Source organism: Micromonospora sp. M51, from assembly GCF_018070305.1.
In the GTDB taxonomy this organism is placed as follows: Bacteria; Actinomycetota; Actinomycetes; order Mycobacteriales; family Micromonosporaceae; genus Micromonospora; species Micromonospora parva.
Window position 1 is genome coordinate 1 of sequence record NZ_JAGPXZ010000108.1, and the last position, 12,065, is coordinate 12,065.

A 12,065-nucleotide genomic window follows, 5' to 3' on the forward strand; every position below is an offset into this window, starting at 1 on the left:
CGCCGAGCCGGCGGCCGCCGCCGGCAGCACCACCCGGGACGTGAAGGCACCGGACGACAAGTCGCCGCAGGTGCGTACCGCCGAGACCCGGCAGCCGGACGCGGGCACCGATGTGCCGGACGCGCCCGGCACGAAGGCCCCGGCGGACAGCAGCGGCACCGCGCCACAGGCCGGCGACGCGCGCTCGGCCGAGGCGGCCGGCGTGGCGGCCAACGCGCCGGCCGGCGACGGCAAGCCCGCCGGCGACGAGGCCGGGGCGCCGGAGCGCCACCTCACCGAAGCGAAGGCCGACACGGACGCCGACGGCGCCGGATCGGCTGACGCGAGCGAAACGGGGGCCCAGAAGTGACCACTCCCCGCCCGGAGACGCTGGCCAAGCTGACGCCGGTGCTGACCAAGCGCTGGCTGTCGCCGGACGCCTGGCGCATCGGCACGTACGAGCAGCTCGACGGCTACGCCGCGCTGCGCAAGGCGCTCAAGGCCCACCCGGACGACCTGATCCAGCTGATCAAGGACTCCGGGCTGCGCGGCCGGGGTGGCGCCGGTTTCCCGACCGGCCTCAAGTGGGGCTTCATCCCCCAGGGCGACGGTAAGCCGCACTACCTGGTGGTCAACGCCGACGAGGGCGAGCCGGGCACCTGCAAGGACCTGCCGCTGATGACCCACGACCCGCACGCGCTGGTCGAGGGCGTGATCATCGCGTCGTACGCGATCCGGGCCGCCCGCGCCTACATCTACATCCGGGGCGAGGCGGTGCACGCCGCGCGTCGGCTGCGCAACGCGGTCCAGGAGGCGTACGACAAGGGTTACCTCGGCCGGAACATCCTGCGCAGCGGCTACGACCTGGAGTTGGTGGTGCACTCCGGCGCCGGCGCGTACATCTGCGGCGAGGAGACGGCGCTGCTGGACTCGCTGGAGGGGTTCCGGGGCCAGCCCCGGCTGCGCCCGCCGTTCCCGGCCACCCACGGCCTGTACGCGAGCCCGACGGTGGTGAACAACGTCGGCACCATCGCCAGCGTGCCGCCGATCGTGCTCGGTGGGGCCGACTGGTGGAAGAGCATGGGCACCGAGAAGTCCTCCGGGCCGATGATCTACTCGCTCTCCGGGCGGGTCGCCAACCCGGGCCAGTACGAGTGCTCGATGGGTATCACGCTGCGCGAGCTGCTGGAGCTGGCCGGTGGCATGCAGCCCGGCCACAACCTGCGCTTCTGGACCCCGGGGGGCTCGTCCACCCCGCTGCTGGCCGCCGAGCACCTGGACGTGCCACTCGACTTCGAGGGGGTGGCGGCGGCCGGCTCGATCCTCGGCACCACTGCCACGCAGATCTTCTCGGACCAGGACTGCCCGGTCTACGCGACGTACCGGTGGTTGGAGTTCTACCACCACGAGTCGTGCGGCAAGTGCACCCCGTGCCGTGAGGGCAACTACTGGATGGTCCGGGTCTACCGGCGGATCCTCGCCGGTCAGGGCACCCACGAAGACCTGGACACCCTGCTGGACACCTGTGACAACATCCTCGGCCGGTCGTTCTGCGGCCTGGGTGACGGCGCGACCAGCCCGGTGACCTCCTCGCTGAAGTACTTCAAGCAGGACTACCTCGACTACATCGAGGGTCGTAAAGCTCCCAAGCTGTCGGAGAAGACCTTGGTGGGTGCGCACTGATGAGCGCGAGGAACGAGCTTGCGAGTCCCGCAGTCGCGAATGAAGGGCGACTCTGATGACCGACGTAGCCAAGCAGACCGAGACCGTCACCCTCACCATCGACGGCGTCCAGGTCACCGCCCCCAAGGGGGCACTGCTGATCCGGGTCGCCGAGCAGATGGGCACCGAGATCCCCCGGTTCTGCGACCACCCGCTGCTGGCCCCGGCCGGCGCGTGCCGGCAGTGCCTGGTCGAGGTGGAGGGGCAGCGCAAGCCGGTCGCCTCCTGCACCCAGACCGTCGCCGACGGCATGGTGGTCCGCACCCAGATCACCTCCCCGGTGGCCAAGAAGGCGCAGGAGGGGGTGATGGAGCTGCTGCTGCTCAACCACCCGCTGGACTGCCCGATGTGCGACAAGGGTGGTGAGTGCCCGCTGCAGAACCAGGCTATGTCCACCGGCCGCACCGACTCGCGTTTCCACGAGCACAAGCGGGAGTACGAGAAGCCGATGGCGATCAGCAGCCAGGTGCTGCTGGACCGCGAGCGGTGCGTGCTCTGCCAGCGGTGCACCCGGTTCTCCGAGGAGATCGCCGGCGACAAGTTCATCGACCTGATGGGCCGGTCGTCCGCTGAGGAGATCAACATCTACCGGGACGACGCGTACGGCGTGGAGTCCGGGGAGGACAGCGGGGACGTCCCGTTCAACTCCTACTTCTCCGGCAACACCGTGCAGATCTGCCCGGTGGGAGCGTTGACCGGTGCCCAGTACCGGTTCCGCGCCCGCCCGTTCGACCTGGTCTCCAGCCCGAGCGTCTGCGAGCACTGCTCGGCCGGCTGCGGGCAGCGCACCGACTGGCGGCGCGGCAAGGTGCTGCGCCGGCTGGCCGGCGACGAGCCGGAGGTCAACGAGGAGTGGAACTGCGACAAGGGCCGGTGGGGCTTCCAGTACACCCGGGCCGCCGACCGGCTGACCACGCCGCTGGTCCGCGACGAGCAGACCGGTGAGCTGCGCGAGGCGTCCTGGAGTGAGGCGCTCACGGTCGCTGCCGAGGGGCTGCACACGGCTCGGGAGAGCGGGCAGGGCACCGCGGTGCTCACCGGCGGTCGGCTGACCGTCGAGGACGCGTACGCGTACGCCAAGTTCGCCCGGGTCGCGTTGAACACCAACGACATCGACTTCCGGGCCCGACCGGTCTCCCGCGAGGAGGCCGACTTCCTGGCCAGCTCGGTCGCCGGGGTCACCGACGTCACCTACACCGACGTGGAAAACGCGCCGGCGGTGGTGCTGGTCGGCCTGGAGCCCGAGGAGGAGTGCCCGATCCTCTTCCTGCGGCTGCGCAAGGCGTACCTGAAGAAGACCCTGACGGTGTACGCGCTGGCGCCCTTCGCCACGCGCGGCCTGGAGAAGCTCGGTGCCAAGCTGGCCCGGGTGGTGCCGGGCGAGGAGGCCAGCGTGCTCGCCGAGCACGCCACGGTCAGCGAGGCGCTGAGCGCCCCGGGCGCGATCCTGATCGTCGGCGAGCGGTTGGCCACCGTGCCGGGTGGGCTCTCCGCCGCGGCCGACGTGGCCCGGCGTACCGGCGCGAAGCTGGCCTGGGTGCCGCGGCGCGCTGGTGACCGCGGCGCGGTCGACGCGGGCTGCCTGCCCAACCTGCTGCCCGGTGGACGCCTGGTGACCGAACCGGCCGCTCGGGCCGAGCTGGGTGAGGCGTGGGACATCCCGGCCGGGGTGATCCCCAGCCAGGCCGGCCGGGACACCGACGGCATCCTGAGCGCGGCGGCCAACGGGCAGCTCGGCGCGCTGGTCGTCGGAGGTGTCGACCCGGCCGACCTGGCCGACCCGCGACTGGCCGAGTCCGCCCTGGACGCGGTGCCGTTCCTGGTCAGCCTTGAGCTGCGCGCCAGCGCGGTGACCCGGCGGGCGAACGTGGTGCTGCCGGTCGCCCCGGTGGCCGAGAAGGCCGGCAGCTTCCTGGACTGGGAGGGTCGGCTGCGCCCGTTCGAGGCGGTCCTGAACACCACCGCGATGACCGACGGCCGGGTGCTCGACGCGCTGGCCGCGCTGCTCGACGTGCGCCTCGGCACCGCCGACGTGCTGAGCGTGCGCCGCGAGCTGGGCACGCTGCCGGCGACGCGGATGTCGCGGCCGGCCGCGCCGTCGGTCGCGCCGGGCCGGGTGCCGGAGCCGAAGGCCGGGGAAGCCGTGCTGGCCACCTGGCACCAGCTGGTGGACCTCGGCACCCTGACCGAGGGCGACGAGAACCTCGCCGGCACCGCCCGTCCGCCGGTGGTCCGGCTGGGTAAGGGCACCGCCGAGGCGCTCGGTGTGGTCGACGGTGACGCCGTCACTGTCGGCACCGACCGGGGGGCGCTGACCCTGCCCGCGGAACTCACCGAGATGCCGGACGGCGTGGTCTGGCTGCCGACCAACTCACCCGGCTCGACAGTGCGGCGCAGCCTTGGGGCGACGTCCGGCGCGGTCGTCCGGATCTCCGTCCCCGCACCGAGTACGGCCATTCCGGCCGGGCGCGTGGCGGCCGACGAGACCGGTCTCCCGGGTCCGCTCCTTAACTCCGGGGGTAACCAGTGACTCCGTCAATCCTCGCCCAGGACCCCACGCTGGCCGACTTCGGCCGGGATCCGTGGTGGCTGGTTCTCGGCAAGATTGTCTTCGCGTTCGCCTTCGGGCTGCTGGCCACCCTGCTCGGTGTCTGGTTCGAGCGGCGCGTCGTGGGTTACATGCAGGTGCGGCCCGGCCCCAACCAGGTCGGCCCGTTCGGCCTGCTGCAGACCCTCGCCGACGGTCTGAAGATGGCCTTCAAGGAGGACATCCTGCCGAAGGCGGCCGACAAGGTCGTGTACTTCTTCGCCCCGACCATCTCGGTGATCTGCGCGGTCACCGCGCTGTCGGTGGTGCCGTTCGGCCCGATGGTGAGCATCTTCGGTCACCACACCCCGTTGCAGGTCACCGATGTGCCGGTGGCGGTGCTGCTGCTGCTCGCCTGCTCCTCGATGGGCGTCTACGGCGTCGTCCTGGGTGGTTGGGCGTCCGGTTCGACGTACCCGCTGCTCGGTGGTCTCCGGTCGAGCGCCCAGATGATCTCCTACGAGGTCGCGATGGGGCTGAGCATCGTGGCGGTCTTCATGACCGCCGGCACGATGAGCACCAGCGGGATCGTCGCCGCTCAGGGAGACGGCACCGAGCTGACCATCTTCGGCCAGACGGTTCCGGCCCCGGGCTGGTACGCGATCCTGCTGCTGCCGAGCTTCATCATCTTCTTCATCGCCACAGTGGGTGAGACCAACCGGGCACCGTTCGACCTTCCCGAGGCCGAGTCCGAGCTGGTCGCCGGCTTCATGACCGAGTACAGCTCGCTGAAGTTCGCGCTCTTCATGCTCAGCGAGTACGTCGCGATGGTGACCATGTCCGCTGTCACCACGACGCTGTTCCTGGGCGGGTGGCGGGCACCCTGGCCGATCACCATCTGGGAGGGCGCCAACTCCGGTTGGTGGCCGATGCTCTGGTTCTTCGGCAAGGTGATCGCGCTGGTCTTCGTCTTCGTGTGGCTGCGGGGCACGCTGCCCCGGCTGCGGTACGACCAGTTCATGCGGCTCGGCTGGAAGGTGCTGCTGCCGATCAACCTGGTCTGGATCCTGGTCCTGTCGGGCCTGCGCTCCATCGAGGACTGGGACACCCGCGGCAAGATGATCGCCGTCGGTATTCCGGCCGGCATCCTGCTGATCGCCACGATCTTCTGGCCCAGCCGGCGTCCGAAGCCGAAGCCGACGACGCAGGAACAGGTCGACAACCGGCCGCACGGGAGCTTCCCGCTGCCGCCGATGGATCTTCAGGTACCACCGAGCCCGCGTATCACGCGCGTGGTCGCCGAGCGGGAGCCGGCCAACATCGTTGCCGGCTCGGACTCCAGGGAGGTGTGACGTGGGCGCGATCACCGGAACGTTCAAGGGATTCGGTGTCACCTTCTCGCACATGTTCAGGAAGGTCGTCACCACCGACTACCCGTTCAAGCCGCCGGTGTCGGCGCCGCGCTACCACGGGCGGCACATCCTCAACCGGCACCCGGACGGCCTGGAGAAGTGCATCGGCTGTGAGCTGTGCGCCTGGGCCTGCCCGGCGGACGCGATCTATGTCGAGGGTGGCGACAACACCGACGAGCAGCGCTTCTCGCCGGGTGAGCGGTACGCCAGCATCTACCAGATCAACTACGCCCGGTGCATCTTCTGCGGGTTGTGCATCGAGGCCTGCCCGACCCGGTCGCTGACCATGAGCAACGAGTACGAGCTGGCCCGGGACAACCGGCAGGACCTGATCTTCACCAAGGAGCAGTTGCTCGCGCCGTTGCTGGAGGGCATGGAGCAGCCGCCGCACCCGATGCGGCTGGGTGACAGCGAGAAGGACTACTACGTCGGCGCGCTGGACAACCCGGGCACCTCCGCCGGTGCGGAGACGTCACCGATGGGCCCCGGCCGCTACCAGGTCGAGGAGCACCCCGGCGTGACGTTCCCGGGCGCCGAGCAGGCCGCCCAGCGGGTCGCGGCCGGCAAGGGAGAGAACGCATGACCACGTCTACGGTGCTGGCCGCGGCGGGTGCGGTGTCCGGCGGCGAGGAGGTCACCTTCTGGATCCTCGGGCCGCTCGCACTGATCGGCGCGATCGGGATGGTGGCGGCCCGCAACGCGGTGCACTCCGCGCTCTGGCTGGTGCTCACCATGCTCTGCCTGGGCGTCTTCTACGTGCTCCAGGCCGGGCCGTTCATCGGCATGGTGCAGATCATCGTCTACACCGGCGCGATCATGATGCTCTTCCTCTTCGTGCTGATGCTTGTCGGCCGGGATTCCACCGACTCGCTGATCGAGACGTTGCGCGGCCAGCGGGTCGCCGCGATCGTGCTGGGGCTGGGCTTCGCCGGTCTGGTGGGCGGCGCGCTCTACCGGGCGCTGGAGGGCACCACGGCGGTCGGCCTGGAGCAGGCCAACGCGGAGGGCAACGTGCAGGGCATCGCCCGACTGCTCTTCACCAAGTACGTCTTCGCGTTCGAGCTGACCTCGGCGCTGCTGATCACCGCGGCGGTCGGCGCCATGGTGCTCGCGCACATCGAGCGCCGCAAGCAGGACAAGGTCGACCAGGTGTCGACGATGCGGGCGCGGTTCGCGCCGGGCAACTACCCCGGCCCGAAGCCCGGCCCCGGCGTCTTCGCGACCTCGTCCTCGGTGGCCACCCCGGCCCGACTGCCGGACGGCCGCCTCTCGGAGCGGAGCACGCCGGAGATCCTGCCGGTGCGGGAGCTGACCGCGCAGGAGACCACGCTGAAGGGGACAGACTCATGACGCCTGACTACTACCTGGTCCTCGCGGCGGTGCTGTTCACCATCGGTGCCGCCGGGGTGCTCGTCCGGCGCAACGCGCTCGTGCTGTTCATGTGCGTGGAGCTGATGCTCAACGCGGCCAACCTGACGCTGGTCACCTTCAGCCGGATCAACGGTGACCTCAACGGTCAGATCATGGCGTTCTTCGTGATGGTGGTGGCGGCGGCCGAGGTCGTGGTCGGGCTCGCGATCATCATGTCCATCTTCCGGACGCGACGCTCCGCGAGCGTCGACGACGCCAACCTGCTGAAGTACTAGAGGGGTCCACCGGTGGAAGAGACTGTGGAATACGCCCAGGCCACGGGGCTGCTCGGGGGCGTCTGGCTGCTGGTGGCGATCCCGCTGGTCAGCGCGGCCATCCTGCTGCTGCTCGGCCGCCGGGCCGACCGCTGGGGGCACTGGTTGGGCGTCGCTGCCATCGGCGCCGCGTTCGTGCTCGGCCTGAGCTTCTTCTTTCAGCTGCGTGGCCTGGAGAACAAGTCGGTCGAGCTGAGCCTCTGGGACTTCATCGCGGTCGGTGATCTGCGCGTCGACTTCGGCCTGCTGTTCGACCCGCTGGCCGCGGTCTTCGTACTGCTGATCACCGGGGTGGGTTTCCTGATCCACCTGTACGCGGTGGAGTACATGTCGCACGACGCGGGCCGTCGTCGGTTCTTCGCGTACTTCAACCTGTTCGTCGCGGCGATGCTGCTGCTGGTGCTCGGCAACAACTACGTGATGCTGTACTTCGGCTGGGAGGGCGTCGGTCTGGCGTCGTACCTGCTGATCTCTTTCTGGACCGAGCGGCCGAGCGCGGCCACCGCCGGCAAGAAGGCGTTCCTGATGAACCGGGTCGGCGACGCCGGCCTGGCCATCGGCATCTTCATCATGTTCGCCACCCTGGGCACCACCCAGTACGACGAGGTGTTCAACGGTGTCGGCGCGCTGACCGGCACCACGGTGCTGGTCCTCGGCCTGTTGCTGCTGCTCGGCGCGGCCGGTAAGTCCGGTCAGTTCCCGCTCCAGGCGTGGTTGCCGGACGCGATGGAGGGCCCGACCCCGGTGTCGGCGCTCATCCACGCCGCCACCATGGTCACCGCCGGTGTCTATCTGATCGCCCGGTCCAACCCGATCTTCTCCGCCAACTCGACGCTGCAACTCGTGGTGGTCAGCGTCGGCGCGCTCACCCTGCTGATCGGCTGCATCATCGGCGCGGCCAAGGACGACATCAAGCGGGTGCTCGCCTGGTCGACGGTGAGCCAGATCGGCTACATGTTCCTCGGTGTCGGTCTCGGCGGCGCGGCGTACGCGTTGGCCATCGTGCACCTGCTGGCGCACGGTTTCTTCAAGGCCAACATGTTCCTGGGCGCCGGCTCGGTCATGCACGGGATGAAGGACCAGGTCGACATCCGCCGCTTCGGTGGCCTGTCGAAGCACATGAAGATCACCTGGCTGACCTTCATGATGGGCTGGCTGGCCATCATCGGCATGTTCCCCTTCTCCGGCTTCTTCTCCAAGGAGCCGATCATCGTGGCCGCCTTCGAGCGGGACGACTGGACCGCCTGGCTCTTCGGAGGGGCGGCGCTGCTCGGCGCCGGGCTGACCGCGTTCTACATGACCCGGCTGTTCGTGCTCACCTTCCACGGCCCGCAGCGGTGGACCGAGGACATCGAGCACCCGCACGAGTCGCCGAAGCTGATGACCATCCCGCTGATCCTGCTGGCGGTCGGCTCGGTCGGTGCCGGCTTCCTGCTCTCCACGTCCGTTCCGGACTGGCTGACCCAGACCGCCGGGCTGGGCGGCGAACACGCCGAGCACGAGGCGGTCCTCTCGCACGCCGTGATCACCACGCTGTCGCTGCTGGTCACCGTGCTCGGCGCCGGGCTCGCCTGGTTCCTCTTCCGGGCCGGTACGGCCACCGCGCCGCAGCCGGCCGGGGTGCTGGTCACCGCCGCCCGGCGCAACCTCTACACCGACGCCGTCAACGAGGCGGTCTTCGAGAAGCCGGGCATCTTCCTCACCCGGGCGCTGGTGTACCTCGACAACCGGGGCGTCGACGGGCTCGTCAACGGGCTCGCCGCCGCGGTCGGCGGTGGCTCGGGTCGCCTCCGCCGGATGCAGACCGGCTTTGTCCGCTCGTACGCCACCTCGATCCTGGCCGGTGCGCTGCTGGTGATGGCGGCGTTCCTGGCGGTGCAGGCGGGGTGGTTGGCGTGATCGACCTCAATACGCCCGTCCCCGCCGGCGGACCACGCAGTGACGACGGAGGTAAGGCCGCATAATGTCCAACTTCCCGTTCCTCTCGGTGCTCACCGTGGCGCCGCTGGTGGGCGCCCTGGTGGTGGCCTTCCTGCCGCGCCACCGCCCGGAGCTGGCCAAGCAGGTGGCGTTCGCCTGGTCGCTGCTCGTGCTGGTGCTCTCGGTGGTGATGTGGGTCAGCTTCAACGCCGGCGGTGACCGGTTCCAGTTCCGCGAGTCGTACTCGTGGATTCCGAACTGGGGGGTCAGCTTCACCTTCGCCGCCGACGGCATCGCGTTGGTGATGCTGATGCTGATCGCGGTGCTGGTGCCGCTGGTGATCCTGGCGTCCTGGCACGACGCCGAGTCGTCGAAGCGGTCGGTGCCCGTCTACTTCGCGCTGCTGCTGGTCCTCGAGTGCACGATGATCGGCGTCTTCGCGGCCGCCGACGTCTTCCTGTTCTACGTGTTCTTCGAGGTCATGCTGGTGCCGATGTACTTCCTCATCGGCAGCTACGGCGGCCACCAGCGGCAGTACGCGGCGGTGAAGTTCTTCCTCTACTCGCTGGTCGGCGGTCTGTTCATGCTGGCCGCGGTGATCGGCCTGTGGGTGGTCGGCGGGAAGACCTTCGACTGGCAGGCGCTCTCGCAGGTCGACATCAGCACCGGCACCGAGCGGTGGCTGTTCCTCGGCTTCTTCCTCGCGTTCGCCATCAAGGCGCCGTTCTTCCCGTTCCACACCTGGCTGCCCGACGCCGGTGGGGCCGCCCCGGCGGGCGCGGCGGCGCTGCTCGTCGGGGTGCTGGACAAGGTCGGCACCTTCGGCATCCTGCGGTACTGCCTGCCGTTGTTCCCGGAGGCGTCGAAGTGGTTCGCACCGTGGGCGCTGGCCCTGGGCGTGATCGGCATCGTCTACGCCGCGCTGCTGGCGGTCGGCCAGAACGACCTCAAGCGGCTGGTGTCGTACACCTCGATCGCGCACTTCGGCTTCATCGGGGTGGGCATCTTCGCCTTCACCACGCAGGCCGGCACCGGCGCGGTGCTCTACATGCTCAACCACGGCCTGGCCACCGGCCTGCTCTTCCTGGTGGTGGGCATGCTGATCGCCCGGCGCGGCTCGTCCTTGATCAGTGACTTCGGTGGCGCGGGCAAGCTGGTCCCGGTGCTCGCCGGGGTGCTGTTCTTCGCCGGTCTCGCCACGCTGGCGTTGCCCGGCACCGCGCCGTTCATCTCCGAGTTCCTGGTGCTGATCGGCACGTTCACTGTGAACAAGCCGGTAGCGGTCATCGCGACGCTCGGCATCATCCTGGCCGCCGCGTACGTGCTGTGGATGGTGCAGCGCACCACCCAGGGCACGTTGAACCCGGCGCTGACCGAGGTCGACGGCATGCGCCGGGACCTCAACCTGCGCGAGAAGGTCGTGGTTGCCCCCCTGATCGCGCTGATCGTGCTGCTCGGCTTCTTCCCCAAGCCGGTCACTGACGTGATCAACCCGGCCGTCCAGGCGACCATGGACGACATCGGCAGAACCGACCCGGCGCCGTCCGTGGGCGGCACCGTCCAGGAGGCGGCTCGGTGAGCGCGAGGAGTGAGCTTGCGAGCCCCATCCGCCCGCGCGAGGAGAGAGCGAAGCGAGCCCCGCAGTCGCGGGCAGAGGCTTGCGCAGTCGCGAACGAAAGGTCGGCACTGTGACCGAGTTGAAACTGCCGTCGATCGAGTACGCGGCGATCGCTCCGATCCTGATCATGCTGGGCGCCGCGCTGTTCGGTGTGCTGGTCGAGGCCCTGGTGCCGCGGCGCTGGCGGCATCTGGTGCAGTTGACGTTGGCGCTGCTCGCGGTGCTCGCGGCACTGACCATGGTGGTCCTCAGCGCCGACGAGCGGATCATCACCGTCGGGCAGGCCCTCGCCATCGACGGGCCGACGCTCTTCCTCCAGGGCGCGATCCTGGTGCTGGCCGCCATGGCGCTGCTGCTGATCGGTGACCGCTCGGTCGAGCGTGGCGGGGCGTTCGTCGCCCAGGCCGCGGTGACCGCCGAGTCGGCCGACGACCGGCGGCAGGCCGAGGGGCGCAACGGTCTCACCGAGGTCTACCCGCTCACCACGTTCGCGATCGGCGGCATGCTGATCTTCGTGGCGGCGAACGACCTGCTGACCATGTTCATCGCGCTGGAGGTCTTCTCTCTGCCGCTCTACCTGCTCTGCGCGCTGGCCCGTCGCCGGCGTCTGCTGAGCCAGGAGGCGGCGATGAAGTACTTCCTGCTCGGCGCGTACGCCTCCGCGTTCTTCCTGTTCGGCGTGGCCCTGATCTACGGCTTCACCGCCGGCATCCCGGGCCGCTCGGCCGGCGTCGACTTCGCGACCATCCACGCGGCGGTGAGCGAGTCGCCGGCCAGCCCGGTGCTGCTCTTCGCCGGCATGGCGCTGCTCGCCATCGGTCTGCTCTTCAAGGCGGCGGCGGCCCCGTTCCACGTCTGGACCCCGGACGTCTACCAGGGTGCTCCGACCCCGGTCACCGGGTTCATGGCGGCCTGCACCAAGGTCGCCGCGTTCGGTGCGCTGCTGCGCGTCTTCCAGGTCGCGTTCGCCGACGCCAACTGGGACTTCACCCCGGTCCTCGGCGCGGTGGCGGTGCTGACCATGCTGGTCGGTGCGGTGCTCGCGGTCACCCAGACCGACATCAAGCGGCTGCTCGCGTACTCCTCGATCGCCAACGCCGGCTACCTGCTGGTCGGTGTGTTGGCGCCGAGCCGTGACGGGCTCGCCGGCACGATGTTCTACCTGGTCGCGTACGGCTTCTCGGTGTTGGCGGCGTTCGCCG

The 12,065-nt window shown here is 69.7% G+C and carries 9 protein-coding genes and 1 pseudogene; all 10 read left to right on the forward strand.

Translation table 11 applies throughout. The features are described from left to right. A pseudogene (locus KBX53_RS08740) lies at window positions 1-349 on the forward strand (NADH-quinone oxidoreductase subunit NuoE); the annotation flags it as partial. Beyond that, window positions 346-1,662 carry an NADH-quinone oxidoreductase subunit NuoF gene (gene nuoF / locus KBX53_RS08745; RefSeq protein WP_210858518.1) on the forward strand — a complete coding sequence of 439 codons (1,317 nt, stop codon included), beginning with the start codon at window positions 346-348 and terminating at the stop codon, window positions 1,660-1,662. The pseudogene KBX53_RS08740 and the gene nuoF, both read left to right, overlap by 4 nt. 55 nt (window positions 1,663-1,717) lie before the next feature. Beyond that, window positions 1,718-4,231, forward strand: coding sequence for an NADH-quinone oxidoreductase subunit G (locus KBX53_RS08750; RefSeq protein WP_030334135.1), 2,514 nt, complete (start codon window positions 1,718-1,720; stop codon window positions 4,229-4,231). Then, entirely contained in the window at window positions 4,228-5,580 is a 1,353-nt protein-coding gene (gene nuoH / locus KBX53_RS08755) for an NADH-quinone oxidoreductase subunit NuoH (RefSeq protein WP_030334136.1), read from the forward strand. The genes KBX53_RS08750 and nuoH overlap by 4 nt, the downstream gene beginning before the upstream one ends. 1 nt (window position 5,581) lies before the next feature. Beyond that, window positions 5,582-6,223, forward strand: coding sequence for an NADH-quinone oxidoreductase subunit NuoI (gene nuoI, locus KBX53_RS08760; protein ID WP_030334137.1), 642 nt, complete (start codon window positions 5,582-5,584; stop codon window positions 6,221-6,223). Continuing rightward, on the forward strand, window positions 6,220-6,990 hold the full coding sequence (locus tag KBX53_RS08765) for an NADH-quinone oxidoreductase subunit J (protein ID WP_030334138.1): 771 nt from the start codon (window positions 6,220-6,222) through the stop codon (window positions 6,988-6,990). The genes nuoI and KBX53_RS08765 overlap by 4 nt, the downstream gene beginning before the upstream one ends. Beyond that, window positions 6,987-7,286: an NADH-quinone oxidoreductase subunit NuoK gene (gene nuoK / locus KBX53_RS08770; RefSeq protein ID WP_030334139.1), complete on the forward strand. Its 300-nt coding sequence runs from the start codon at window positions 6,987-6,989 to the stop codon at window positions 7,284-7,286. The genes KBX53_RS08765 and nuoK overlap by 4 nt, the downstream gene beginning before the upstream one ends. Before the next feature lie 12 nt (window positions 7,287-7,298). Further along, window positions 7,299-9,224 carry an NADH-quinone oxidoreductase subunit L gene (gene nuoL, locus KBX53_RS08775; protein ID WP_030334141.1) on the forward strand — a complete coding sequence of 642 codons (1,926 nt, stop codon included), beginning with the start codon at window positions 7,299-7,301 and terminating at the stop codon, window positions 9,222-9,224. Between the two features lie 64 nt (window positions 9,225-9,288). Beyond that, window positions 9,289-10,824, forward strand: coding sequence for an NADH-quinone oxidoreductase subunit M (locus KBX53_RS08780; RefSeq protein ID WP_210858519.1), 1,536 nt, complete (start codon window positions 9,289-9,291; stop codon window positions 10,822-10,824). A 109-nt stretch (window positions 10,825-10,933) separates the two neighbouring features. Next, the coding region (nuoN, locus tag KBX53_RS08785) for an NADH-quinone oxidoreductase subunit NuoN (protein WP_210858520.1) at window positions 10,934-12,065 on the forward strand (1,132 nt) is incomplete at its 3' end.